This is a genomic window from Halorubrum distributum JCM 10118 (assembly GCF_000337335.1).
Classification (GTDB): domain Archaea; phylum Halobacteriota; class Halobacteria; order Halobacteriales; family Haloferacaceae; genus Halorubrum; species Halorubrum distributum.
This window is the reverse complement of record NZ_AOJN01000021.1, coordinates 1-25,034: the sequence shown is the minus strand read 5'-3', so window position 1 is coordinate 25,034 and position 25,034 is coordinate 1. Positions and strand designations below refer to the sequence as shown.

Annotated in this window: 19 protein-coding genes; 10 read left to right on the top strand and 9 right to left on the bottom strand. The window is 70.7% G+C overall.

What is annotated here, in order from left to right; genetic code table 11:
- Nucleotides 1-505 precede the first annotated feature (505 nt).
- Nucleotides 506-1,492, top strand: coding sequence for an aldo/keto reductase (locus tag C466_RS03585; RefSeq protein ID WP_004595367.1), 987 nt, complete (start codon nt 506-508; stop codon nt 1,490-1,492).
- 58 nt (nt 1,493-1,550) lie between these two features.
- Here the strand turns inward: C466_RS03585 and C466_RS03580 are convergent, their stop codons facing one another.
- The gene (locus C466_RS03580; RefSeq protein ID WP_004595368.1) at nt 1,551-4,745 is read right to left on the bottom strand and encodes an FAD-binding and (Fe-S)-binding domain-containing protein; all 3,195 of its coding nucleotides are present in this window, start codon (nt 4,743-4,745) and stop codon (nt 1,551-1,553) included.
- A gap of 120 nt (nt 4,746-4,865) precedes the next feature.
- Here C466_RS03580 and C466_RS03575 point away from each other — a divergent pair, with 120 nt between their 5' ends.
- Both C466_RS03575 and C466_RS03570 read left to right on the top strand, forming a co-directional pair.
- Entirely contained in the window at nt 4,866-6,536 is a 1,671-nt protein-coding gene (locus C466_RS03575; RefSeq protein ID WP_004595369.1) for a lipopolysaccharide biosynthesis protein, read from the top strand.
- Nucleotides 6,537-6,591: 55 nt separating this feature from the next.
- Nucleotides 6,592-7,476: a M14 family metallopeptidase gene (locus C466_RS03570; protein WP_004595370.1), complete on the top strand. Its 885-nt coding sequence runs from the start codon at nt 6,592-6,594 to the stop codon at nt 7,474-7,476.
- 90 nt (nt 7,477-7,566) lie between these two features.
- On the opposite strand, the gene C466_RS03565 is transcribed toward C466_RS03570, so the two are convergent.
- The 3 genes from C466_RS03565 to C466_RS03555 all read right to left on the bottom strand — a co-directional run bounded on the left by C466_RS03565 (nt 7,567) and on the right by C466_RS03555 (nt 9,957).
- Nucleotides 7,567-7,944, bottom strand: a complete 378-nt coding sequence (locus tag C466_RS03565) for a DUF5811 family protein (RefSeq protein ID WP_004599570.1) — start codon at nt 7,942-7,944, stop codon at nt 7,567-7,569.
- A 73-nt stretch (nt 7,945-8,017) separates the two neighbouring features.
- Nucleotides 8,018-8,563 carry a pyruvoyl-dependent arginine decarboxylase gene (locus C466_RS03560; RefSeq protein ID WP_004595372.1) on the bottom strand — a complete coding sequence of 182 codons (546 nt, stop codon included), beginning with the start codon at nt 8,561-8,563 and terminating at the stop codon, nt 8,018-8,020.
- Between the two features lie 404 nt (nt 8,564-8,967).
- Nucleotides 8,968-9,957: an HFX_2341 family transcriptional regulator gene (locus C466_RS03555; protein WP_004595373.1), complete on the bottom strand. Its 990-nt coding sequence runs from the start codon at nt 9,955-9,957 to the stop codon at nt 8,968-8,970.
- A gap of 183 nt (nt 9,958-10,140) precedes the next feature.
- On the opposite strand from C466_RS03555, the gene C466_RS03550 reads away from it, so the two are divergent.
- Together C466_RS03550 and C466_RS03545 are read left to right on the top strand one after the other, a co-directional pair.
- Nucleotides 10,141-13,665, top strand: coding sequence for a pentapeptide repeat-containing protein (locus C466_RS03550; protein ID WP_004599569.1), 3,525 nt, complete (start codon nt 10,141-10,143; stop codon nt 13,663-13,665).
- Nucleotides 13,666-13,797: 132 nt separating this feature from the next.
- The gene (locus tag C466_RS03545; protein ID WP_004595375.1) at nt 13,798-15,105 is read left to right on the top strand and encodes an acetamidase/formamidase family protein; all 1,308 of its coding nucleotides are present in this window, start codon (nt 13,798-13,800) and stop codon (nt 15,103-15,105) included.
- Nucleotides 15,106-15,483: 378 nt separating this feature from the next.
- On the opposite strand, the gene C466_RS03540 is transcribed toward C466_RS03545, so the two are convergent.
- A complete protein-coding gene (locus C466_RS03540) occupies nt 15,484-16,470 on the bottom strand; it encodes a M48 family metallopeptidase (protein ID WP_004595376.1) in 987 nt (328 codons plus the stop codon).
- Nucleotides 16,471-16,637: 167 nt separating this feature from the next.
- On the opposite strand from C466_RS03540, the gene C466_RS03535 reads away from it, so the two are divergent.
- On the top strand, nt 16,638-17,717 hold the full coding sequence (locus C466_RS03535; RefSeq protein ID WP_004595377.1) for an aminopeptidase: 1,080 nt from the start codon (nt 16,638-16,640) through the stop codon (nt 17,715-17,717).
- Between the two features lie 28 nt (nt 17,718-17,745).
- Here C466_RS03535 and C466_RS03530 read toward each other — a convergent pair whose 3' ends face one another.
- Entirely contained in the window at nt 17,746-18,141 is a 396-nt protein-coding gene (locus C466_RS03530; protein WP_004595378.1) for a hypothetical protein, read from the bottom strand.
- Between the two features lie 94 nt (nt 18,142-18,235).
- Between C466_RS03530 and C466_RS03525 the strand changes: the two genes are divergently transcribed.
- The gene (locus tag C466_RS03525) at nt 18,236-18,520 is read left to right on the top strand and encodes an amphi-Trp domain-containing protein (protein WP_004595379.1); all 285 of its coding nucleotides are present in this window, start codon (nt 18,236-18,238) and stop codon (nt 18,518-18,520) included.
- An 18-nt stretch (nt 18,521-18,538) separates the two neighbouring features.
- On the opposite strand, the gene C466_RS03520 is transcribed toward C466_RS03525, so the two are convergent.
- On the bottom strand, nt 18,539-19,096 hold the full coding sequence (locus C466_RS03520) for a response regulator (RefSeq protein WP_004595380.1): 558 nt from the start codon (nt 19,094-19,096) through the stop codon (nt 18,539-18,541).
- Between the two features lie 265 nt (nt 19,097-19,361).
- Here C466_RS03520 and C466_RS03515 point away from each other — a divergent pair, with 265 nt between their 5' ends.
- The 3 genes from C466_RS03515 (at nt 19,362) to C466_RS03505 (ending at nt 22,881) form a co-directional block, all read left to right on the top strand.
- Entirely contained in the window at nt 19,362-20,675 is a 1,314-nt protein-coding gene (locus tag C466_RS03515; RefSeq protein WP_004599568.1) for a proteasome-activating nucleotidase, read from the top strand.
- Nucleotides 20,676-20,945: 270 nt separating this feature from the next.
- Nucleotides 20,946-22,406: a 7,8-didemethyl-8-hydroxy-5-deazariboflavin synthase subunit CofH gene (gene cofH / locus C466_RS03510; RefSeq protein ID WP_004595381.1), complete on the top strand. Its 1,461-nt coding sequence runs from the start codon at nt 20,946-20,948 to the stop codon at nt 22,404-22,406.
- A gap of 154 nt (nt 22,407-22,560) precedes the next feature.
- Nucleotides 22,561-22,881 carry a DUF2250 domain-containing protein gene (locus tag C466_RS03505; protein WP_004595382.1) on the top strand — a complete coding sequence of 107 codons (321 nt, stop codon included), beginning with the start codon at nt 22,561-22,563 and terminating at the stop codon, nt 22,879-22,881.
- 42 nt (nt 22,882-22,923) lie between these two features.
- Here C466_RS03505 and hmgA read toward each other — a convergent pair whose 3' ends face one another.
- Entirely contained in the window at nt 22,924-24,147 is a 1,224-nt protein-coding gene (gene hmgA, locus C466_RS03500) for a hydroxymethylglutaryl-CoA reductase (NADPH) (protein ID WP_004595383.1), read from the bottom strand.
- A gap of 83 nt (nt 24,148-24,230) precedes the next feature.
- Entirely contained in the window at nt 24,231-24,704 is a 474-nt protein-coding gene (locus C466_RS03495; RefSeq protein WP_004595384.1) for a GNAT family N-acetyltransferase, read from the bottom strand.
- Between the last annotated feature and the right edge of the window lie 330 nt (nt 24,705-25,034).

Sequence of the window (25,034 nt, the reverse complement as noted above, 5' to 3'; positions counted from 1 at the left end):
TAGAACTCTATCGCAAACCAGGACGAGAAGCTCTCAAACACGCCGTCAAAGCCACTCTCTGAAATCAACAATGTGCTACACAAGAGCGTTATAAATAACTCCCGGCGGATCGACGGCAGACGCTTCCAAGGATCTAGCCGCTTGTTTATAAATAGTTGCTAGCTGATCGCCGGCCAACACCGCCAAAGCCCCAGTCGCGAGGGCGGCGCACGCTCGTTGCGCTCCTCGTCGCTCGCGTTGCTCGCTCCTGCGGTGCTTACGTCGCCTGCGCCGCCCTCGCGACTGCCCCTTTGAGTCCCGCCCCGCTCCTCACACCTCCCCAGCCTCGTCGGCCTCCCTACGGTCGGCCGACTCCCTCGCGCGTGCTGTCTCGCGCCCTCCGGGCGCTCGCAGGCACGCGCCACCGCATCTCTTTTTATAAGTAGTGGTCGGCAGATGCGTCGGTCGACCACGCGACACCGCCTCCGGAACGCCCTTGCGTTCGCCCGAATAACGTCCGGCCGACATGAACCACCGCGAACTCGGCGACGTCGGCGAAGTCAGCGAGGTCGGCTACGGCGCCTGGCAGATCGGCGGCGACTGGGGCGAGGTCACGGAAGCGGAGGCGGTCGCGGCCGTCGAGGCCGCCCGGAACGCCGGGATCGGCTTCTTCGACACCGCCGACGTGTACGGAGACGGTCGGTCGGAGCGGATCGTCGGGGAGACGCTCGCGGAGGACATCGCCGCGGGCGACGTGACCGTCGCGACGAAGGCCGGTCGTCGGCTCGACCCGCACGAGGCCGACGGCTACGCGGAGGCGAACCTCCGGCGGTTCGTCGACCGCTCGCGCGAGAATCTCGGGATGGACACGCTCGATCTCGTCCAGCTCCACTGCCCGCCGACGGACGTCTACTACCGGCCGGAGACGTTCGACACGCTGGCGACGCTCGAAGACGAAGGGCGGATCGCGGGCTACGGCGTCAGCGTCGAACGCGTCGAGGAGGGGCTGAAGGCGATCGAGTACCCCGGCGTCGAGACGGTCCAGATCATCTTCAACCCCTTCCGCCAGCGCCCCGCCGAGCTGTTCCTCGACGAGGCCGCCGCGCGCGACGTGGGCGTGATCTGCCGGGTGCCGCTCGCGTCCGGACTGCTGACGGGCGCGCTCTCGCGCGACGCGGAGTTCCCCGAGGACGACCACCGCAACTTCAACCGCGAGGGCGAGGCGTTCGACGTGGGCGAGACCTTCGCGGGCGTCCCCTTCGAGGCGGGCCTCGACGCGGTCGACGAGCTCGACGAGCGCCTGCCGGACGACCGCCCGCTCCCCGAGTTCGCGCTGCGCTGGATCCTCGACCACGACGCCGTCTCGACGGTGATCCCGGGCTCGACGACGCCCGAGCACGTCCGCGCGAACGCGGCCGCGAGCGACGCCGAACCGCTCTCCGACGCCGAGCGCGAGGCCGCGAGCGAGGTGTACGACGCCCACGTCCGCGAGCACGTTCACCAGCGCTGGTAGGGGGCGGGCACGGCCGGCGCGCGGCGAGACGGGAGCGAACCATGCGCCGTCACCGCACTCACTCGGCGAGCGCGGCCGCCAGCTTCTCGATCGGGTGCGGCGGCGTCTCGGCGCCCTCGCGGTCGCCGAGCTGCGACCGGCAGGAGGCGCCGGGCGCCGTCACCGCGTCGCCGTCGCTGTCGTCGACCTGCCCGAAGAGGATCCGCCCGATCGCCTGCGAGAGGTCGTAATGTTCGCTCTCGTAGCCGAACGAGCCCGCCATCCCGCAACAGGAGGAGTCGAGCGGGTCGACGCCGTAGCCGGCCCGGCGGAGCACGCCGACCGCGTGGTGGTCCTTGTTCGTCGCCTTCTGGTTACAGTGGCCGTGGTAGGTGAGCGTCTCCGCGGGCGCCTCGAACGACAGGCGCTCGTCGACTCGGCGGGCGTCGAGGTACTCGCAGACGCCCGCCGCGGCCGACGACACCGCCTCGACAGCTTCGCCGTCGAGGAGGTCCAGGTACTCGTCCTGAAACATCACCGCGTCGGAGGGCTCGACAAAGAGGACCGACTGACCCTCGCGGGCGCGGGGCGCGAGGGCGGAGACGTTCTCGGCCGCGCGCTCCCGGGCCGCATCGAGGAAGCCGGTCGAGAAGGCGGCGCGGCCGGAGGGCGCGAGGTCGTCGGGCACCTCGACGCGCACGTCCGCGGCCTCCAGCACGCGCACCGCCGCCTTCCCGGCAGCCGGGTAACTGTAGTTCGTGTAGGTGTCGGGGAACAGCGCGACCGTGTCGACCGCGTCGCGCTCGTCGACCGCGGGGCCGCCGCGGGCCGCGAACCACTCCTCGAAGCTCGTCGACCGGAACGTCGGCAGCGCGCGTTCGGGGGCGATCCCCGCGACGGCGTCCATCACCGCCCTGGCCCCGGGGACCTTCGCCGCCGCGTTCGACAGGGGCGCGAGCCTGCTCCCGAGCGCCGAGAGCCGGTCGATGTCGCGGAAGAGACGCTCGCGTATCCCCGCCCCCTCCCGCTCGTGGTGGTCGTGTTTCACCTCCGCCTTCAGCTTCGCGAGGTCGACCCCGGTCGGACAGTCGCTCTGACAGCCCTTACAGCCGACACAGAGGTCGAGCACCTCCGCCTGGAACCGTTCGGAGTGGATCTCCTCGTCGTCGAGCTCGCCGCTTATCGCGGCCCGGAGCATGTTCGCCCGCCCGCGGGTCGTCTGAATCTCCTCGCCGGAGGCCCGGTAGGTCGGGCACATCGTCCCGGAGTCGGTCTCGCGACAGGTGCCGCAGCCGTTACACAGCTCGACGAGCTCCGAGAATCCACCCTCGTCGGAGAAGTCCAGCGACGTCTGCGGCTCGATCGACTGGTACGTCGGCCCGTACCGGAGGTTCTCGCGCATGTCCGTGTCGGCGGCGGCCTCGGGGTAGCCGCGCTCCGCGGCGGTCTCGCCGTCGACGTAGACGACCTTCCCGGGGTTCATCCGCCACTCGGGGTCGAACGCGGACTTCAGCTCCTGGAACGCCGACCAGAGCTCGTCGCCGTACATCTTCGGGTTGAACTCGGTGCGCGCGAGTCCGTCGCCGTGCTCGCCGGAGAAGGCGCCGTGGTGCTCTAAGACGAGGTCGGTGACGTCGGCGGCGATGTCGTGCATCGTCTCGACGCCCTCGGACTCCTTCAGCGAGAGGATCGGCCGGATGTGAAGCGTCCCGACCCCGGCGTGTGCGAAGTAGGCGGCCGAGGTGCCGTGGTCGGCGAGCACCTCCTCGAAGGCGGCGACGTAGTCCGCCAGCTCCGCGGGCGGCACCGACGCGTCCTCGATGAACGGGTACGGCTTCGCGTCGCCGTCCATGCTCATCAGGAGCGGGATCGCCGCCTTCCGGAGGTTCCAGAGGTCCTCCTGCGTTCCCTCGTCGTACGCCTCGATCACGTCGAACGCGTCCCGGTCGCCGCCGCCGAGGAAGCGGTCGTTCGCGTCGGCGACCGCCGCCTCGAACCCGTCGACCAGCTCCGAGTCCCACTCCAGCATGAGCGCGGCCGCGGCCCGGTCGGGGATCGGCTCCGCGTACTCGGCGTACTCCGGCGAGCCCGCGGCCAGCTCGACGACCGCGTCGTCCATCAGTTCGACCGCGCTCACCGGGAGTTCGAGCGCCTCGGGGACCGCGCGCATCGCCGCGTCGAGCGAGTCGAAGGCGTACAGGGCCAGCGCGGTCTCCTCGGGGCGGGTGACGAGCGAGACCGTGGCCTCCACGACGACGCCGAGCGTCCCCTCGGCGCCGACGAACAGCTTCGAGAGGTTGATGACGCGCTCGCCGTCGTCGTTCTCGGAGATCACCTTGTGGAGGTTGTACCCGGAGACCGACCGCTTCAGCGTCGGGTAGCGCTCCTCGATCTCGTCGGCGTTCCCCTCGACGAGCGCGCGGACCGTCTCGTATAACGCGGCCTCCCGCTCGCCGCCCGCCTCGCCCGCGACGATCGCCTCGTACTCGGGGGAGTCGAGGACCACGTCGCGGGTGTGGATCGGCGTGCCGTCCACCAGTATCACGCGCAGCTCCTCGGTGTAGGCGTCCGTGATCCCGTACCGCACGGAGTGCGCCCCGGTGGAGTTGTTGCCGATGCCGCCACCGACGGTCGCGCGCGCCGAGGACGCGGGGTCGGGCGCGAACTTCAGGCCGTCCTCGGCGAGCCGGTCGTCGAGGTCGTCCTGGACGACCCCGGGCTGGACCGTGGCGCGGCGCGCGTCGGGGTCGACCGACAGGATCGAGTCCATGTGGCGCGAGCAGTCGAGCACGACGCAGCCGGGGCCGACGGTTTGTCCCGCGAGCGACGACCCCGCGCCGCGGGGGAGGACCGGGACGCCGTGATCGGCCGCGACCCGCATCGCCGCCCGCACGTCGTCGACCCCGCGGGGGTACACCACGCCCGCCGGCCGGGCCTGGTAGACGCTCCCGTCCGTCGCGTACAGCACCTGCGCGTACTCGTCGAACTCGACGCCGCCCGCGACCGCGTCGCGCAGGTCGGCCGCGAGCGACCGGTACGCCTCGACGTCCGGCCGGTCGTGGCCCAGCGCGGCGGCGGAGACGATCGACCTCTCCGGGTCAGGCTCGGAAGCCCCGGTCGCCGTCGACCCGTCGCGCGCGGACCCGTCCGGCGCGGTCCGCGTCCCCTCCGCGGCGACCCCCCCGTCCGACGCTACCCGCCGCGCTCGGTCGCCGTCGCCGCTGTCGCGCGATTCGTCCGGGCCGCCGTCACCGGCGAGACCTCCTCCGTCCATGGGGAGAGTGGGTGGGATGAGGGTGATAAATCCATCGTGAACGATAATTATATTCATTTAGGGTGGCCGCGAAGCGGGTCGCTTTTTCCGCGGGACCGCGACCGACCGACGGAGACGACCGTGGGACACGAACGCGGCGAGGACGCGAACGGTCCGGACGCCGGCGGCCGCGAGGGCGACGTGCGCTCCGAAAGCGGGGACGGCGCGCGTTCCGATAGTGAAGGCGGCGCGCGTTCCGATAGTGGAGGCGACGCGCGTTCCGGCGGTGAAGGCGGCGCGATCCCGGACGACGAGCGCGAGGCGCTGGAGACGATCGCGCACGGCGCGGTGCTCACCTCGGGCGGGGTCGCCGGCCAGCGCGCGCTGATCGCGGCGACCGAGTTCGCGCTGACCCGCGGGCTCGGCCCGACCGCCTACGGCGTGTACGCGCTGGCGTGGCGGATCGCGCAGTTGCTCTCGCGGCTCGTGACGTTCGGCAGCGTCCCCGCGATCCAGCGGTACCTCCCGGAGTACGCGGCGGACGCGGATCGGCAGGGCGCGGTCGCCGGCCTCGCGTACGCGACGACGCTCGGGTTCGGGGCCGCGATCGCGGCCGGCGTCTGGCTCGCGGCGCCGGCGATAAACGCCCGCACCGTCACGGAGCCGGCGTTCGCGGGGACGATGCGGGCGTTCGGCGGACTCGTCGGCCTCCTCGGCGTCGTGATGGTCGCGTCCGCGCTCTTCCGCGCGGTCGGGTCGGCCCGGGGCGAGATCCTCTTCAACAAGCTGTTGCGCCCGGGCGTCAGGCTCGTCGGCGCCGTCGGGGCGCTGGCGCTGGGCTACTCCGTCGTCGGCGTCGCCGGGGCGATCGTGGCCGCGACCGCGCTGCTCGCGGCGGCCGCGGTCCCCCTCTCCGCGTCAGTTACGGGGGTTCGACCGACGCTCCGGGGCGCTCGCGCGGAGGCGCGCCGCTTCTACGACCACGCGGCCCCGGTCGCGATGAGCAGCCTCGGGAAGGTGTTCCAGAACCGCGTCGACGTGCTGCTCGTCGGGGCGCTGCTGACGGCGACCGCTGCCGGCGTCTACAACGTCGTCCTCGTGGTGATCGCGGTCGCGTGGATCCCGCTCCTCTCGTTCAACCAACTCCTCCCGCCGGTCGCCTCGGAGCTGTACGCGAACGACCGGACGGCGACGCTCAACGCGGTGTACGGCTCCGTCACGCGACAGATCGTCACCGCGGTCGTCCCGATCCTCGCCGTGCTGGCGGTGTACGGCCGCGAGATCCTGGCGCTGTTCGGCGAGGCGTACGTCGACGGCTACCTCCCCCTCGTCGTCTACCTCGGCGGCGTCTTCGTCGGGAGCGCGGTCGGGGCGACCGGCTGGCTGCTGATGATGACCGACCACCAGTACGCGCGGATGGCGCTCGACTGGCTGCTCGCGGGCCTCAACGTGGGGCTCACGTACGCGTTCGTCGTCCGGTACGGGCTCGTCGGCGCCGCGCTCGGCACGTCGCTCGCCATCGCGGTACAGAACGGTATTCAGGTCGTCCTCCTCCGTCACTTCGAGGGGTTGTGGCCGTTCGACCGGACGTTCCTCACCCCGCTCGCGGCGGGCGGCGTCGCCGTCGCCGCGATGTACGCGGTCCGAACGCTCCTGACCGGTCTCCCCGCGGTGCTCGCGGGGAGCGCGGTCGGGCTCGCGGCGTACGCGGCCTCGCTCCGACTCATCGGCGTGGACCCGCGCGACCGGTTCGTCGCGCGGCGGCTGGCGCGACGGTACCGGACCGCGCTCGCGGAGCGGGTCGAGCGGTAAATCTCTCGCAGGCGGATCGCGACGATTTATGAGCGGACGGCGACGTACTGACGGTATGCAAACGATCGACCGCGAGTCGGTGGGATCAGCTCGCGTCGCGATCGTCGGCGGGATCCACGGCGACGAGCCCGCCGGCGTGCGGATCGTGGAGCGGCTCGCGGCGGAACTCTCCCCGCTCGACTCGGCCGACCGAGGCGAGAGCGACGGCGATACGGGCTCCGAGGGGCTCGTCCGGCTCATCCTCGCCAACGAACCGGCGATCGAGGCCGAGACGCGCTACACGGACGCGGACCTGAACCGGGCGTTCCCGGGCGACGCCGACAGCGACGAGTACGAGCGGGCGCTCGCGCCGCGGCTCACCGCCGAACTACAGGGGTTCGACGCCGTCCTCGCGCTCCACACCTCCCACAGCGCGCCGCCGCCGTTCGCCATCTTCAGCGACCTCTCGGAGTCGGTCCGCCGCACCGTCACCGGACTCCCGGTCGACCACGCCGTCGACGCGAGCGGCCTGCGGTCGACGACGCTCGACTCCACGATCCCGCACACCGTCTCCATCGAGGTGGGGCGACAGGGCAGCGAGGAGGCGGCCGAGTTCGGCTACGAGGCGTGTCTCGCGTTCCTGCGGGTCCACGGCGCGCTCGCGGACGAGCCGCCGACGTTCTCGGAGACGACCGTGGTGAAGGGCAGCGAGGAGGTGCCGAAGGGCGGCGGGGAGCCGCACGTCCACTTCGCCAACTTCGAGGCGATACCGGAGGGCGCGGTGTTCGCCGAGGACGACGTACACACCCACCGCGTCGATGAACCGGGCGTGGTCCCGATCCTCGCAAGCGAGAACGGGTACGACGACATCTTCGGCATGTACGGGCGGGTTACCGGCGTGCTGAAACCGCCGGGAGAGGGGGATCCGCGGGTGTACCCGCGCGACGGGGCCGAAGACTGAGACGAGCGTCGCGACTCTGACGCGGGCGACGACGACTGCGAGAACGGACCGGTCGGGGCGCTCGGACTGACTACGTCTCGGCGCGGAACGTCACTTCGCGGTCGGCGTGATGTCGCCGACGGCGTCCATCACCTGGACCGCCGCGCTGGCGGCGAGGCCGCGGGCGACCTCGTCGGTGTCGGACTCGGCGATGCCGGCGTCCAAGTCCTCCGGGTCGGGGGTGAAGCCGGCCGAAACCGGGTGGCCGGCCGGGGGGTTCACCGCGACGGTCGCCTGCGGGCCCTCGGCGCCGACGGAGAGTTCGGAGCCGACGGCGTAGCTGTCGGGGAGATACGATTCGGTGCGCGATACGATCCCGGCGACCGCGCGCCGGAGCTGTCGTTCCTGGTCCGGAGAGAGGTCGACGGCGGCGGGCGAGCCCGCGTCCGTCACACCCGGTGCCCCGGCGTACGGGTTGTTGCCGTTCATTCGAAGCTACGTCCTGTACGCGGAGCCGAGTCAAAAAGGCGTCGGCGGCGGCGACCGGAGCCGCACGAGACCCTCACAGGATCGGCTCGGACTCCCCGTACGCGGCGATCACGACCGCCGTCGCGTACCGGTCCGGCTCGGCGGCGACCCTCTCGACGCGCGTCTCGCGGGCCGGGAGCTCCCAGTCGCGAAGGTCGGCGCCGGCGTCGAGGCCGGCCTCGATCCGCTCGCGGACTCCCTCGGTGTCCTCGCCGGTGACCTCGTAGAAGAGCCCCGGCCCCGGGCCGGTCGCCCAGCCGAGCCCCGCGACCGCGTCGGGGTGTCGGCGGGGCGCGCGCTTCGACTCGGCGCCCTCGGCCCCCGAGCGCCCGCCCTCGCGGAAGTCGACCTCGTCGCCCGGCCCGATCGTCCGGCGCGCCTCGACGACGGTGAGCCGGTTGCCGGCGGGGCCCAGGTCCGGGACCTCCGACACCGCCTCGACGGTGGCCTCGGCGGGGACGACGGAGGAGACCGCGACGAGGTTGTAGTTGTGGAGGTTCGCGTCCGCGAGCGCGGCGTCGTAGGAGGCCATCGCCGTGTCGGCGACCCCGACGCCGCCGGCGACGTGGATGGTGTTCATCGACGCGGGATCGGCGGCGAGCGCGGTAAGGGGTTACGAACCCGACCGCCGGCGCGGATAACATAAACTGTACGTAAAAATGCGGTGGCGCGTGCCGATGAGCGCCCGGAGGGCGCGAATCGCACGCGCGAGGTCGTCGGGCGAAGCCCGACTGCCAGAGGGACCGTCGGTCCCTCGCTGGACGCGGCGACCGAAGCGAAGCGAGGGAGCCGCGAGACTGGGGAGGCGTGAGGTGCGGCCGCCGTGCGGGGCGGGGTGGGACGCAAAGGGGCAGCCGCGAGGACGGTGTCCGCCGGTGAGTTCTCCTCTGGCACGTATAAACAATCGGCTGGGGCTTTGGCGGTGTCTGTAGCCGATCCGCCAGTATCTATTTATAAATAAACGACCGATTCGCCCCGATCGACTCACGCCAGATCTCGATAGTCTCGGTCCTCGTCGGCGTGCGCGCGGACCCACAACTGGCCGGTCCGCGAGAGGCTCGTCCGGTGGGACTTCCCGTGCTCCTCGCGCTCGATGTACCCCTTGCCGCCGGGCCCGAGCCGGTCGACGTTATAGATGACCTTCGAGCGGAACGAGTCCGTGTACTCCTCGTTGAGCTCGGCCGCGAGCGTCTCCGCCAGCTCCGAGACGGACTCGAACTCGCCGTGTTCGCCGAGCGTGAACAGCACCAGCTCCTCGAACGGCTTGACGTTCTGGAAGGAGGCGACCGGGAGTTCGATCACGTGGCTGTCGCCGATTTTCTTCGCGCCGATGGTGGTGCCGCGCTCGTCGAACTCCGCGAGCAGGTCCGTGGTGCTCGCCAGCCGGTCCGCGACGCGGTCGGGGTCGACGCTCGCGTCGGTGACCGCCTCGTCCGTCCCCTCGTCGAGGTCGCGCAGGAGGTCCCGCGTGGCGCGCAGCTCCTCCGCGAGCTCTGTCTCCAGGTACTTCTCCGGGGCCGTGTAGTAGGTGTGGATGCGGTCGCGGTCCGCCTGCCGTTCGACCATGATCGAGTGGGCCGCGGTCGCGAACGCGAAGGAGACGGGCCGGGGCATCGAACAGAGGTTCACCCACACCTCGCGCTCGTCCGCCGGCGCGTCGCCATCGGGTGTCACCTCGGCGTCGTCGGCTCCGTCGTCCCGGTCGAGTTCGGCGTTAATGAGGTCGAACGCACGCTCGAAGGCGGCGTCGTAGTCGTACACGTCGTCCAACTGCTCGCGCACGGTCTCCGCGCCGAGGAGATTCTGAAAGTCTTGCTCCAGCTTGCGCGCGATGTTCCGCGAGTACTCGACGTTGGCCTCGCTGCCGACCGTCCCCTCCAGCAGGATCACCCGGTCCACGTCGAACTGGTCCCGGATGAGCGGGGCGATCATCCGGTCGTAGTCGAACCCGACCGGAACGATGTGCGTCTGCATACGCGGCGTAGTTGGCGCGACCGCGGTAAAAAGGGCCGCGCACCGTCGCGACGGATCGCGACCCGTGCCGACCGCGAGACCGACCGCCGATGCCACGGCCCCCGACGAAGCGCCTGTCGGCAAACGTGCGGCCGAGTACCAAAATTAAAGTCACTGTCGTTACGATGACCTGTCAACATACCGATGGCGAGCCGGTGTACGTTTCGACTCGACCCTCAGGCGGCCGGCGTGGCAGCGGACGCAGCCGCGGAGATAGACGAGGAGTGGCGCTGCCCGCACGACGCGCACCCGGAGGCCGACCGCTGCGTGTTCCACCTGTCGAGCGACGCCCGCGACGATCTCGGCGTCGACGCAGACGCCGTCGCCGAGCGCCTCCGTACGGTCGCCGGCGAACGCGGCAAGGACGCGAAACGCCTGCTCGGCGCCAGTCTCGACGACCTCTCGATCCGCCACGAGATCGTCGAGGCCGCCGACAAACATCCCCTCGATCTCAGGGGTGCGACGGTGACCGGCACCCTCGACCTATCGGAGTCGGAGTTCGAGGGGCGGATCGACCTCTCGGGCGCGGAGATCGGGGCGATCGACTGGACGGAGTCGGAGTTCGACGCGTCGGTCGACCTCTCCGGCGCCGTCGTCCGCGGCGAGACGGCCCTCACCGGCGCCGTCTTCGAGGGCGACGTCGATCTCGCCGGCACCGCGTTCGAGGGCCCCGTCGACGTCCGGGAGGCGCGGTTCAACGGCGACACCACGCTGCGCGGGGCGCGGTTCGGCGACGCGGCGACGTTCGACGGCGCCGAGTTCCGCGGCGACGCGAACCTCTTGGACGACGACGCGTGCTTCGAAGACGCCCGCTTCGACGCCCCCGTCTCGTTCACGGAGGCCGCCTTCCGGTACGCGGACTTCGTCGGCTGCGAGTTCCGCGACGACGCGGCGTTCGACCGGGCGACGTTCGGCGGCGACGCCGAGTTCGCGGACGCGACGTTCGCGGCGACGGTGACGTTCGCGTCCGCAGCCTTCGACCGGGACGCCGCCTTCGACCGGGCGGCGTTCGGCGACCGCGCCGACTTCGCGGAGGCCCGGTTCGACGGCGACACCGCGTTCTCGGGGGCGCTGTTCGAGGCGCCGGCGACGTTCGCGGGCGCGGAGTTCCGCGGCCGGGACAACCTCGAAGACGACGACCTCTCGTTCGCGGACGCGACGTTCGAGACGGATGCGACGTTCCGGCGCGCGGTCGTCGGCTTCGCCGACTTCGCGCGGCTGACGGCGGCCGCCGACCTCGTCTTCGACGAGGCGCGTTTCATCGAGGAGGCCGGCTTCGAGGACGCGACGCTGGCGTCGCTCTCCTGTGACGAGGCGCGGTTCAGAAGCGACGCGAGCTTCGCGGGCGTCGCGGTCGACGGGGAGGCGACGTTCCGCGGCGCGGAGTTCGAGGGGGGCGACAACGTCGACGACGACGACCTCTCGTTCGCGGACGCGGTGTTCGGCGGCGAGGTCGACTTCCTCAGCGCCCGGTTCGGATACAGCGACTTCTCCGGCGCAGCGTTCGGCGGGAAGGCGGTCTTCGACGAGTCGCGCTTCGACGACGACCTCGCGTTCACCGACGCCACCTTCGACGAACGAGCGAGCTTCGACGAGTGCCGGTTCGACGACGACGCCGCCTTCGAGCGGGCGACGTTCGCCGGCGTGGCCAGCTTTCGCGGCGCGGAGTTCGACGGCGGGGACAACGTCCGCGACGACGACGTGACGTTCGCCGACGCCGCCTTCGCCGACGAGGCCGACTTCTACTGCGCGGAGTTCGAATACGCCAACTTCGAGGGCGCGGCGTTCGAGCGGCCCGCGACCTTCGAGGCGACCCACTTTGCCGGCGAGGGCGACTTCCGCGACGCGGCGTTCCGCGGCGAGGCGACGTTCGCCGAGGCGCGGTTCGACGACGACGCGACGTTCGAGGACGCGGCGTTCCGCGACGCTGCCTCGTTCCTCGGCGTCGAGTTCGTCGGCGACTACCACGAGGACGACGACGCCGCGTTCTCGCGCGCCGTCTTCGACGGCGAGGCCGACTTCCGCGAGATCGAGTTCGGCCAGACCGGCTTCGACGACGCACGCTTCCGGGGACCGGTGTCGTTCCAGGAGTCGCTGTTCGGCCGCGCTCGCTTCGAAGACGTGGTCTGTACGGAGTCGGTCGACCTGTCGTTCACCCGCTTCACCGAGCCGGTCTCGTTCGACGGCATCGCGTTCGAATCCGGCGTTACCGCCGACGAGGCGCGGTTCGAGAGCGACGCAAGCTTCGCCGAGTCGGCGTTCGAGGAGGGAGCGACGTTTCGCGGCGTCGAGTTCCAGGGGGGCGCCCACACGGTCACCGACGCCAACTTCGAGGCCGCGACGTTCGCGGACAGCGCCGACTTCAAGCTCGCCGAGTTCCGCGTCGCGGACTTCTCCGGCGCGGAGTTCGAGGGGACGGCGCTGTTCGAGCGCACCGTCTTCGAGGACGACGGCACCTTCCGGAACGCTGAGTTCGGCGCATCGGCCGTCTTCTCGCGCTCCCGGTTCCTCGAGGAGTCCGACTTCTCCAGCTGCCGCTTCGGCGGCGAGGCGCACTTCGACGAGCTCCGCTTCGAGAAGGACAGCACGTTCGCCGACGCCGAGTTCGGCGGCGACGCGACGTTCCGGTCGGCGGAGTTCGAGGGGAGCGCGAACATGCACAACGACGACGCCAGCTTCGAGGCGGCGACGTTCCGAGGGAAGGCGGACTTCGACAAGGCGTCGTTCCTCTACGCGAACTTCACGCACACGACGTTCGCCCGCGACGCCGCGTTCACCGAGGCGGAGTTCGAACACTCGGTCGCCTTCCGCCCGCGGCCCGCCGAGTCCGAGACCCTCGTCGACCTGAGCGACGCGGTCGTCCGCGGCGGGACGCTCGGTCAACCGGAGCAAGGCGACGCCTTCTACGACTGTACCCACGCGGAGGTCCGGGAGGTCACGCTCGACGACGAACACTGTGCCCACGGCCTGTTCAACCACTTCCGGTTCTGTAACACCGACTTCCACGGCTTCGACTTCACCGCCCACAAGACCTACCTCGCGCGCAACAACTGGGAGATCCATACCTTCGCCGCCACCGAGGCGGCCGACCGGTCGGGGTCCGAAACGGAGTTCACGCCCGCCAGGCTGGAGAACACGTACCTGAAGGCGAAGAACTGCGCGAGCGACTTCGGCGACCGCAAGGCGGCGGCCGAGTTCTTCATCAAGGAGATGGTGTACCGCCGGCGGAAGAACTGGCGCGCCGCCTTCACCCGCGAGGAGGCGGTGTCGCCGGTCAACCGCACGAAGGCGCTCGGCAAGTGGATCGGGAACAAGGTGCTCCACCAGACGTGCGGGTACGGCGAGCGGCTCTGGCGGGTCGTGTACGTCTCCGCGGTGACGGTGTTCATCTGGGGCGTGTTGTACACCACGACGACGCAGGGCACGACCGGCAGCAGCGGGCTCACGACGCAGGGGATCGGCGGCCTCTCGAACCTCTTCTCGCCGGAGGGAGCGGTCGTCCTCGGGAAGAACATGTACTTCAGTATGGTGACGTTCACCACGCTCGGCTACGGGGACATCCAGCCGGTCGGGTCGACGGCGCGCGCGCTCGCCGGACTCGAGGCGTTCCTCGGCGCGCTCTTGGTCGCGCTCGTCGTCTTCGTGCTGGGCCGCCGGGTCGCGTGGTGATCCGCGCGCGGCGTCGAATCGACTCGGTCTCGCGGCCGCAACGGCGGCAACAGGGGCAACGGCCGCAACTACCCCCGCTCCCCCTCCGCGAGCAGTAGGATTATCTCGGTCAGTGCCGTAGGTTAGCACGGTATGTCACAGCAAGGCGTTCAAGAGGAGCTGTACGTCGACCAGTACACGCTCGGCCTCGTCGGGCCCGATCAAGAGTGGGCGGGCACGGTCGCGGACGGCGGCACGGTGACGACGTACACGCCGCCGGGCTGTTGGGGGCCGATGGTGACGCCCTCGTTCCGCGGCGGCCACGAGGTGACGCGACCGATCCGGGTCGAGGGCGCCGAGGTGGGCGACGCCGTCGCGATCCACATCCGCGACGTGGAGGTGACGAGCATGGCGACCAGCACGGGGTCGATGGCGGAGCGCGAGGGGGCGTTCGGCGACGACCCCTTCGTCGACCACCGCTGTCCGGAGTGCGGCACCACGTGGCCCGACTCCGTCGTCGAGGGCACCGGCGAGGACGCGATCCGCTGTGCGGAGTGCGGCGCGAACGCCTCCTCGTTCGGCTTCGAGTACGGCTACACCGTCGCGTTCGACCACGAGAACGCCGTGGGAATCACGCTCGACGAGGACGGCGCTCACGAGCTCGCGCTCGACGCCGACGAGGTGATGGACATCCCCGAGAACGCCCGCCAGCACCCGATCCTGCTGTACGAGCCCGACGGGATGCCCGGCACGCTCGGCCGGCTCCGTCCGTTCATCGGGAACATCGGCACCACGCCGCCGGTGACGATGCCCGACTCGCACAACGCGGGCGACTTCGGGCAGAACCTCATCGGCGCCGACCACGACTACGGCGTCGAGACGGAGGAAGACTTGGAGCAGCGGACCGACGGCCACATGGACGTGCCGGAGGTCCGCGCGGGCGCGACGCTGATCTGCCCGGTCGTCGTCGACGGCGGCGGGATCTACGTCGGCGACCTCCACGCGAACCAGGGCGACGGCGAGCTCTCTCTCCACACCACCGACGTGAGCGGGACGGTGACGATGGACGTGGAAGTGATCGAGGACGTCGACCTCGACGGCCCCGTCCTCCTCCCGAACGAGGAGGACCTCCCGTTCATCAGCGCGCCGTACAGCGACGAGGAGGTCGCGGCGGGCGACGACCTCGGCGCCGAGCACGGCGTCGACGTCGACACCGACGCCGCGCCGATCCAAGTGATCGGCTCCGGCGCGACCGTCAACGACGCCACCCAGAACGCCTTCGACCGCGCCGGCACCCTGCTCGGCATGAGCGAGGGCGAGGTCCGCGGCCGGTGTACGTTCACCGGCGGCGTCCAGATCGGGCGGCTCCCCGGCGTCGTTCAGCTGGATATGTTGGTTCCGTCCGACGCGCTGGCGGAGTCGGGACTCGACGACGTGACGCGCGAACAGTACGAGTTATAAATCGTTGCTGGCGGACCGACATCTGTAAATGTCCTATTTCTGACGAATGATTCATAAATGATTGTTTGCGGATCGGGGACGGATACCGCCAAAGCCCCAGCCGTGAGGGCGGCGCACACTCGTTGCGCTCCTCGCTCGTTCGCTCCGCTCACTCGCTGTGGTGCTTACGTCGCCTGCGCCGCCCTCACAGCTGCCCCTTTGAATCCCGCCCAGCACCGCAACCGCACCTCACGCCTCCCCAGCCTCGCCGCTCGCTTGGGGCTCCCTCCGGTCGCCCACGTCGCTCGCGGCGTCCCTCGCGCGTGCTCCTCGCGCCCTATCGGGCACTCGGAGGCACGCGCCACCGCAGTAGCGTCCCAGTCCCGTGTCGAACAGCGTTCACCGCGGCGACCGCCGGTGACCGTCGCCCGCCCGCGACGGCCCCGCGGGAATCCGCCGCGTCGGGCCCTGCGACTCGGCCATCTCCCGCAGGCGCTCGACGCGCTCGTCGGTCGAGGGGTGCGTCGACAGCCAGCGCTCGGCGGGCTCGTCGGTCCGCCTGTGGGTCGAAAACGGCGCGAACGGCCACGTCGGCTCGGTCGCGCGCTCGATCCGACGGAGCGCCCGCGCGAGCGCCATCGGGTCGCCGGTCACCTCGGCCGCGCGGTCGTCGGCCGCGAACTCGCGCCTGCGCGACCGCGAGCGGGCGACGAGCGTCGCGAGGACGAACCCGCCGAACAGCGCGCCGGCGAGCCCGCGGTGGAGCCGCGCGAACGGGCCGGACCGGTCGCCCGGTCGCCCGCGGACCCACGCCGAGGCGGCGGCGAGCCCCGACAGCGCGAGCAGCGCCGGCAGCGCGACCACGGTGGCGACCCCGACGAGGGCGCGGCCGACCCCGTCGGCCATCGCTATCGCGAACCCGTCGTTCCCCTCTAAGTGCGCCAGCTCGTGCGCGAGGATCGCCTCGATTTCTCGGGGGGAGAGCAGCCGGAACAGCGAGCGGTCGATCACCAAGGCGCCGCCGTCGCTCCCGCCCCCGACCGCGAAGGCGTTGGGCGCGCGGGCATCGGTGACGTACAGGGTCGGGCGCGCGACGTCCATCCGCGCCGCGAGCGAATCGATCCGGCGATGGAGGTCCGGCGCCCGCTTTCGCGGGACGTGGTCGCCCTCCAGGTTCGCGAGGATCTGCGCGGTGCCGAGCCGGTAGCTGAGGTACGCCGACCCGAGCGCGCCGGCGGCCAGCAGCGCGAGGAGGACCGGGAGGTCGGGGCGGGCGGCCCAGACCGCGCGCAGCAGGTCGGCGACGAACAGCGCCGCGGTCAGGTAGACGGCGAGCAGGGCGACGCCGACGACCGCCGCGGCCACGCGGAACGCGAGCCGAGACATGCTCGGAACTACGCGACGACCGGGCAAACGCGTTGCGGCCGGGGCGTTCGCGGCGGTCGGATGCGTTGCGGTCGGTTGGTTCCGACCCGGCTCTCGTCGCTCGGGCTCCCCCACGCGACCCGCCGGAAGGAAAAGCGGTAATTCCCCGGCCCCGAAACCTACTTATCATGGACGCACGCGTCCGCGAACACGCGGAGATCATCGCCGACCACGCCACCGGCATCGAGTCGGGCGACGACGTGGTCATCCAGATGCCCAAGGAGGCCGAGGACCTCGCCGTCGCGCTCCACGAGGTCTGCGGCGACCGCGGGGCCAACCCCGTCTACCTCAACTACTCGAAGCGCGCCCAGCGCGCGTTCAAGCGCTCCTCCGAGGAGTTCTCCGAGCCGAGCCACCGGCGCGCGCTCTACGAGGAGGCCGACGTCTTCGTCATCGCGCGCGGCGGCGCGAACGCCACCGAGGACGCCGACGTCGACCCGGAGACCAACGCCGCGTACAACCGCGCGATGGAGGAGGTCAAGCGCACGCGGCTCTCGAAGACCTGGTGCCTCACGCAGTACCCGACCGCGAGTCACGCCCAGCTCGCCGGGATGAGCACAGAGGCGTACGAGAACTTCGTGTGGGACGCCGTCTCGCTGGACTGGGACGAACAGCGCGAGTTCCAGTCGAACATGGTCGAGATCCTGGACGACGCGGACGAGGTCACGATTAAGTCGGGCGAGGAGACCGACCTCACGCTCGACGTGTCGGGCAACTCCACGCTCAACGACTACGGCGAGGCGAACCTCCCCGGCGGCGAGGTGTTCACCGCGCCGACGCGCGACGGCGTCGACGGCGAGGTCCACTTCGACCTGCCCCTCTACCGCTACGGCCGCGAGATCGACGGGGTCCGGCTCCGGTTCGAGGACGGCGAAGTGGTCTCCCACTCCGCCGAGCGCAACGAGGACCTCCTCTCCGGCATCCTCGACACCGACGAGGGCTCGCGGCGCCTCGGCGAGCTCGGCATCGGGATGAACCGCCAGATCGACCGGTTCACCTACAACATGCTGTTCGACGAGAAGATGGGCGACACGGTCCACATGGCGGTCGGCTCCGCGTACCCGGAGACGGTGGGGGGAGACAACGAGGTCAACGAGTCCGCCGAGCACGTCGACATGATCGTCGACATGAGCGAGGACTCCGTCATCGAGGTCGACGGCGAGGTCGTCCAGCGGAACGGCACGTTCGTCTTCGAGGACGGGTTCTAAGTCGGTTTCCGGTCGGCGACCGTTCGGTCTACTCTGTCTCGGCCGCGTCGCGCTCCGCGCTCCGACGGACGAACGCCCCGTACGCGACGACGAGGACGGCAATCAGTCCGACCGTGCCGACCGCGGCGACGCCGGGGTAGTCCGCGAGCGGCGCGATCTCCCCCGCCGGCGGGGCGACGACGTCGACGACGCCGGTGCCGATCGACAGCGCCAGCACCGCGAGCCACATCGTCCCCACCGCGTAGCCGAGTTCGACGAGCCGGTCGGTGCGCGCCGCGTGCGCGACGACCGCGCCGCCGCCGAGGACCGGGACCGCGACGAGCGGGCTCGTCGGGTCCGGGAGGAGGACGCTCCCGCCGAGCGCGATCGCCGTCCAGTACACGGCGACGGCGACGACCGTACGGAGCGAGTCGGGGAGTGGCACGGAGTGAACGTTCGGTCGGGCGGCACAAAACGATCGGGGGAGCGGAGGACCGCCTGCGTCGGTCTTTAAGTTTCGAGGCGGCGTACGACGATGTATGCCCGAAGAAGTCCTGTTCGAGTCGGAGAGCCGCCGGAGCCGCGAGGAGATCGCCGCGTACCTGCGGACGGTCGCGGACTCGCTCGACGCCGGGAACGCTATCACCCTCAAACGCGGCGACGAGTCGACGACGCTCGACCCGCCCGCGCGACCGACCTTCGAGGTGAAGGCGGAGCGCGAGGGGCCCGCGGACGGGCCGGGTGAACTGAGCGTCGAGTTCGAACTGGAGTGGGACGAGGACGGCGGCGGGGAGGCCGCCGACGGCGAGCTGGAGATCGAGTAGTCGGGGAGGACGTTCCGTCTACGGCACTTCGCCCGGGACCTCGACGAACGCGTCCCGCGCCGAGAGGTGATCGAGCGTGTCGTCGACTTCGAGCCGGACGGACTCCATCCGCTCGACGAGCTCCTCGTACTCCTCGGTGCCGGTCGTGCCCGTGGCCTCCAGCGCCGCCTTCTTCGAGGCGAGCGCGAAGAACTCCTGGCTCCGCTCGTCGAACGCGGCGCGGTGGAGGAGCACCTCGACGAGGGTGAGCAGGTCCTCCTTGGTGACCGGCTTCGTCTTGTAGTCGTCGAACGGCATCTCGACGATGTCGACGTCGGGCTCGACCGCGGTCAGCATCGCCACGCGGGCGTCGTACCCGTCTCCGCGGATCGCGTTCAGCACCTCGTGGCCCGACATGTTGGGCATCCGGCGGTCTAAGAGGACGACGTCGACCGCGTCGTCCATCGCGTCGAGCGCCTCCTCGCCGCCGGTGGCGATCCGAACGTCGTAGGCCGAGTCGAGATACACCCGGTACAGCTCCGCGAGGTCCGGCTCGTCGTCGACCGCGAGGACGGTCGCCTCCGGAGTTCCGGTCATCGGCGGAGCCCTCCCGTCCGGATCTCGCGGCCCGCGAGCGCCGGACCCGCGCGTCCGTCCGCCGTTCGTGCGTTCATACGAACGGATTCGTATTACCCGCGTTAAAACGTTGACCTCTGGTTATCGATACTGATACCGGTCGTTCGGGCCGCGAGCGCCGGTCCGGGTTTCGGGGTGAGACGGTCCCCGCGTCCGCGCCGCTGATCCAACGTTCTCTCCGTGACCCAAAGGCACATTTACGCCCGGATCCTACTCCGCACAACGAATGTCTCACAGCCCCTCACTGCCCGACCGCCCGCGGTTGGAGCTCGACCCCGAGATGAGCGACGCGGAGCGGCTGGAGGCGATCCGCCAGCACTACCGGCGGATCGTTCAGGTGAACGAGGAACTGGAAACGCGGCTCGCGGACGCCGAGGGGCGCCGCGGTGAGCTGAAAGACGACGTCGAGCAGCTGAAACGCGAGAACGAGGTGCTGAAGACCTCCTCACTGTACATCGCGTCGGTGGAGGAGATCACCGACGACGGCGTCGTCATCAAACAGCACGGCAACAACCAGGAGGTGCTCACGCAGGCCGCCTCGCGGCTCGACGAGGACCTCCGCCCCGGCGACCGCGTCGCGATCAACGACTCCTTCGCGGTCCAGCAGGTGCTCGACGACGAGACCGACTCCCGGGCGCAGGCGATGGAGGTCACCGAGTCGCCCGACGTCGAGTACGCCGACATCGGCGGCATCGACGACCAGATCCGAGAGGTCCGCGAGGCCGTCGAGGACCCGCTCGAGAACCCCGAGCAGTTCGAGACGGTCGGCGTCGAGCCGCCGAGCGGCGTGCTGCTCCACGGCCCGCCGGGCACCGGAAAGACGATGCTCGCGAAGGCCGTCGCGAACGAGTCGGACGCGACGTTCATCAAGATGGCCGGCTCCGAGCTCGTCCGGAAGTTCATCGGCGAGGGCGCGCGGCTCGTCCGCGACCTGTTCGAGCTCGCCGCCGAGCGCGAGCCCGCCGTCATCTTCATCGACGAGATCGACGCCGTCGCCTCGAAGCGGACGGACTCGAAGACCTCGGGCGACGCCGAGGTCCAGCGGACGATGATGCAGCTGCTCTCCGAGATGGACGGCTTCGACGANTCGAAGCGGACGGACTCGAAGACCTCGGGCGACGCCGAGGTCCAGCGGACGATGATGCAGCTGCTCTCCGAGATGGACGGCTTCGACGACCGCGGCGAGGTCCGGATCATGGCCGCGACCAACCGCTTCGACATGCTCGACGAGGCAATCTTACGCCCCGGTCGGTTCGACCGCCTCATCGAGGTGCCCGAGCCCGGTCCGGAGGGCCGCGAGCGCATCCTGGAAATCCACACCGAGGAGATGAACGTCGCCGACGGCGTCGACCTCGGCGCCGTCGCCCGCGACCTCGACGGGTACAGCGGCGCGGACATCGCCTCGCTGGCGACCGAGGCCGGGATGTTCGCCATCCGCGACGGCCGCACCGAGGTCTCGCAGGCGGACTTCGAGCAGGCCCGCGACAAGCTTCAGGACGCGGACAAAGAGGACGAGCGGGTCATCAACTACCAGTACTGAGGCGACGGCGACGGTGGGGTCGGCGGCCGGCCGTTTCGAGGCGGTGCCGGGTCGGTGATGTCACGCGGGAATTCAGCGGCTCGTTTATGAGTAATTCACAACGGAACGGTGGCGGCCGCTCGGCGGCGCGCGCCGCCGCAGTTGTTTATAAGTGAACGGCGCGCGCTCGGCCCTGGTTATAAGCGGACGTTCGCGATCGGCGTCGTCTGTCCGACTCGATCGGTGTCGCGACCCGCCCGTTTATCAGGGTGGAACCGGGAGCGTTAGGGGATGAGCTCGGGGGGCAGTTCCGGCGCGGGCGGATCGAACGGCGGCGGGAACGGCGACGGCGGGGGCGGCGCGAACGAGTTCGACTTCGCGGCGCCCGCCACCGACCAGTCGTTCGAGAACGCGCTCGCGAAGGCCCGCGACGGCGCCCGGCTGACGGTCGACGACGCGACCGAACTGCTCGCCACCGGCACGGCGTCGGCGGGGATCGACCCCGTCCGCAAGGAGGCGGTGCTGGAGGCGGCCGACCGGCGCCGCCGCGAGGCGGTGGGCGACGAGGTGACCTTCGTCGCCAACCTCAACAACAACGTCACCACGGCCTGCAACACGGGCTGCCTGTTCTGTAACTTCAAGGACTCCGCGCACGCGTTCGAGGCCGACAGCGACGTCGAGCACGCGGGGTTCACCAAGACGCCGACGGAGTCGCGCGAGGTCGTCGAGGACGCCCTCGACATGGGAATTTACGAGGTGTGCTCCGTCTCGGGGCTCCACCCGGCGTTCGCGCTGAACGCGGAGCACCACGAGATCCTCGCCGCGTACGACGACCCCGCGAGCGAGGTGAACTACAAGGTCCCCGAGGAGTACGCGACCGATCCGGGCACCTACGTCGAGCAGATGCGAGCGATGTCGGTCGGCGGCGTCCACCTCCACTCGATGACCCCCGAAGAGGCGTACCACGCCTCGCGAGGCACCGACTGGGAGTACGAGGCCGTCTACCGAGAGCTTGCCGAGGCCGGGCTCGACTCCGCGCCGGGCACCGCCGCCGAGATCCTCGTCGACGAGGTCCGCGACGTGATCTGCCCGGGGAAGATCCGCACCGACGACTGGGTGGCGGCGATGGAGGGCGCGGCCGCCGCCGGCCTCGACGTCACCTCGACGATGATGTACGGTCACGTCGAGACGGTGGCGCACCGCGCACAGCATCTGAAGGTGATCCGCGACCTCCAGGACCGGACGGGCGCGATCACGGAGTTCGTGCCGCTCTCCTTCATCCACCAGAACACCCCCCTCTACCGCCGCGGCGTCGTCGACTCCGGCCCCTCGCGCGCCGAGGACGAGCTCGTGGTCGCGGTCGCGCGCCTCTTCTTGGACAACGTCGACCACGTCCAGGCCTCGTGGGTGAAGTCGGGCGACGCCCACGGGCTCAAGCTGCTCAACTGCGGCGCCGACGACTTCATGGGCACCATCCTCTCCGAGGAGATCACCAGCCGCGCGGGCGGCGAGTACGGCGAGTACCGCTCGTTCGACGACTACGTCGAGATGATAACGGCGATCGGTCGGACGCCGGTCGAGCGCTCGACCGACTACCGCACGCGGCGCCGGATCGACCCCGACGACGGCCCGCACGGCCCGCGGCTCGGCCCGCGCGCCGACGGGACGCCGATGCTTCCGGATCGGTCGTCCGGCGGCGAGGGAGCCGCCGGCGACGCTGCCGGGACGCCTCCCGCCGACGCCGACGACTGACCTCACCGGACGCCGCCTCCCCGAGACCGACGACCGATGCGACCCCCGGGAGGAACGGTTAACCACCGAACACGTTCCGCCGAGCGGCGGCGACTCCCAGCGAATGGGAACCGCCGGTGTCCCCTTTATCGTGCCACACGTCACCACGTGTGAGATGGCCGCACCCGACGAACAGCCGCCCGAGTGTTTGGCGGGGAGTTCCGAGGACGAGGGAGGCGGCGAGCGGATCGCCCCCGACCGCCCGTCGCTCACGCGCTCAGACGAGCGACTGCTCTCCTACCTCGCCGACGTCGGCGCCGACTACCAGGCGTTCATCGCCGGGAACACGGGGCTCTACGACGATCACGTGGAGTCCCGGCTGACCGCGCTGGCGGACGCCGGGCTCGTCGAGCGCGTCTCCGGCGAGGCCGTCTACCGCGTCACCGACGCGGGACGCGAGGCGCTCCGCGACGACTGTCCCCGCTGGTCGGACTGAGGGAGTAAAAGGAACCGGGGACCTGTGGACCGCGGCGCCCGTCTACCGTCCCAGCTCCTCGTGCGCCGACGAGAGGTGCCGGGAGCCGAGCGCCGCGAGCAGGTTCAGCTCGCCGGCGAGCGCGCAGACCGCGATCGACTCCGCGAGCGCGTCGGCGTTGCTCCCGGCCGGCTCGCCGCCGCCAGCGACGCCGAGGATCTCCAGGCTCGCCCGCTGGGTCGGGAGCTTCGTCCCGCCGCCGACCGTCCCCACTTCGAGGCTCGCCAGCGAGACGGAGACGTAGAGGTCGCCGTCCGCGGTCGTCTCGGCGGTCGTGATCGCGTTCGCCCCCTCGACGACCTGCGCCTCGTCCTGGCCGGTGGCGAGGAACACCGCCGCGACCGCGTTGGCGACGTGGGCGTTGAAGCCGAGCGCGCCGGCCTTCGCGGAGCCGACGAGGTTCTTCCGGGTGTTGATCTCCGCGATCGCCTCCGGCGTCGTGTGGAGGCGGTCCTCGACGACCTCGCGGGGGATCGTCGCGTCCGCGACGACCGAGCGCCCGCGGCCCTCGACGGCGTTGATCGCGGCCGGCTTCTTGTCGGAACAGAGGTTCCCCGACAGCGCGACCAGCGAGGCGTCCGTCTCCGCCTCGATCACGTCGCAGGCCTCGCGCGTCGCGATGGTGACCATGTTCATCCCCATCGCGTCCTTCGTGTCGTAGCGGAAGCGCAGGAAGACGTTGTTGCCCACGACGTACGGGGTCACGTCGAGCAGTTCGCCGTGGCTCGTCGTCGACTCCGCGGCCTCGCGCATCGCGGGGACGTTGTCGCGGACCCAGTCGGCGAGCGCCTCGGCCTCGGCGACGCCCGCGACCCGGAACACGGGCGCGCGGGTCATTCCGCTCTTCGTCACCCGCGCGGTCGCGCCGCCGGCGTCCTCGATCACGGAGCAGCCGCGGTTGATCGACGCGACGAGCGCGCCCTCGGTGGTCGCGAGCGGCAGGTAGCGCTCGGCGGCCCCCGCGCCGCCGTCGATCGTCACCGGGCCGGCGACGCCGACCGGGACCTGAACGCCCCCGAGGGTGTTCTCGATGTTCGAGCCGTGGACCGCGTCGGCGTCGAAGGCGTACTCGCCGAGCGGGTCGAGGTCGGCGTCCGTCGCCTCCGCGACGAGCAGCCGGCGCGCGGCGGCCGCGACGTCGGCGTCGGCGTGGTCTTCCAGCTCGTGGAAGCGGAGGTCGCCGTCGCGGACCCGGGTCGCGAGGTCCGCGGGAGTCGGTTGCGACATGGCGCGTTCTCCTCGCGGCGGGCGCTAATTACTGTCGGTTCGACGGTCCCAGAGGCCGCGCACTGCGGGCGGAAAGCGGCCGCCTACCGGCCGACGAACCCGGAGAGCCGCTCGCGGAGCGACTCGCCGCCGAGCTTGAGGTAGTAGGCGTCGCCGCCGTCCTCGTAGTAGTCGTCGATGCGGCGGATCACCTCGAAGCCGAGGTGCTTGTAGAACCCGAGCGCCTGCCGGTTCGTGGTGCGGGCGTGGCAGGTGACCGAGCGGTGATTCTTCGCGACGTCGGCGACCAGCCGCTCGGCGTGGCCGCGGCCGCGGTGGTCGGGGTGAACGGCGAGGAAGAGGATGTAGCCGTCGCGCCGGACGGAGGCGAACGCGACGAGCCGGTCGTTCTCGACGAGCAGGTGGGCGGTCGACCGGCGGTACGCGTCGACGAAGAAGCCGCGTCGCTGTCGGAGGACGCCCTCCGCGGACCGAATGCGCTCTTTGAGCTCCCACGCGGCGGTCGCGTAGTCGGACTCGCCGGGCGGGTCGGTCCGCTTTTCGACGTTGACGCTCACTGGGGAGACCTAACACGCGGGCGGAATATAACTCCACCGCCAGCGGGGACCGTTGCGGGCGGCTGCGCCGCCAGCGAGAGCGGTTGCGGGCGGCTGCGCCGCCAGCGAGCGCGGTTGCGGGCGCGTACCCTGACTCGGCGTGGGTCGGCGCCCGCGCTCGCCGTGCGAGACCCTCGCGGTTCGACCCCGACGGAAACGATTTTGTCGCGGTCGTCCGTGGTCGCGATCAATGACCGACGAGTCGGGGATCGAACTGCTCCGCCGGGCGTTCCTCACCGGCGTCGCCGTCATCGTTCCGGCCGTCATCCCGCCTGTCTCTTATACACATCT

Bases quoted from the DNA above. Each gene is read 5' to 3' on its own strand.
- C466_RS03585 (WP_004595367.1), top strand. From the start codon at position 506: ATGAACCACCGCGAACTCGGCGACGTCGGCGAAGTCAGCGAGGTCGGC.
- C466_RS03580 (WP_004595368.1), bottom strand. From the start codon at position 4,745: ATGGACGGAGGAGGTCTCGCCGGTGACGGCGGCCCGGACGAATCGCGC.
- C466_RS03570 (WP_004595370.1), top strand. From the start codon at position 6,592: ATGCAAACGATCGACCGCGAGTCGGTGGGATCAGCTCGCGTCGCGATC.
- C466_RS03565 (WP_004599570.1), bottom strand. From the start codon at position 7,944: ATGAACGGCAACAACCCGTACGCCGGGGCACCGGGTGTGACGGACGCG.
- C466_RS03560 (WP_004595372.1), bottom strand. From the start codon at position 8,563: ATGAACACCATCCACGTCGCCGGCGGCGTCGGGGTCGCCGACACGGCG.
- C466_RS03555 (WP_004595373.1), bottom strand. From the start codon at position 9,957: ATGCAGACGCACATCGTTCCGGTCGGGTTCGACTACGACCGGATGATC.
- C466_RS03550 (WP_004599569.1), top strand. From the start codon at position 10,141: ATGGCGAGCCGGTGTACGTTTCGACTCGACCCTCAGGCGGCCGGCGTG.
- C466_RS03545 (WP_004595375.1), top strand. From the start codon at position 13,798: ATGTCACAGCAAGGCGTTCAAGAGGAGCTGTACGTCGACCAGTACACG.
- C466_RS03540 (WP_004595376.1), bottom strand. From the start codon at position 16,470: ATGTCTCGGCTCGCGTTCCGCGTGGCCGCGGCGGTCGTCGGCGTCGCC.
- C466_RS03535 (WP_004595377.1), top strand. From the start codon at position 16,638: ATGGACGCACGCGTCCGCGAACACGCGGAGATCATCGCCGACCACGCC.
- C466_RS03525 (WP_004595379.1), top strand. From the start codon at position 18,236: ATGCCCGAAGAAGTCCTGTTCGAGTCGGAGAGCCGCCGGAGCCGCGAG.
- C466_RS03520 (WP_004595380.1), bottom strand. From the start codon at position 19,096: ATGACCGGAACTCCGGAGGCGACCGTCCTCGCGGTCGACGACGAGCCG.
- cofH (WP_004595381.1), top strand. From the start codon at position 20,946: ATGAGCTCGGGGGGCAGTTCCGGCGCGGGCGGATCGAACGGCGGCGGG.
- C466_RS03505 (WP_004595382.1), top strand. From the start codon at position 22,561: ATGGCCGCACCCGACGAACAGCCGCCCGAGTGTTTGGCGGGGAGTTCC.
- hmgA (WP_004595383.1), bottom strand. From the start codon at position 24,147: ATGTCGCAACCGACTCCCGCGGACCTCGCGACCCGGGTCCGCGACGGC.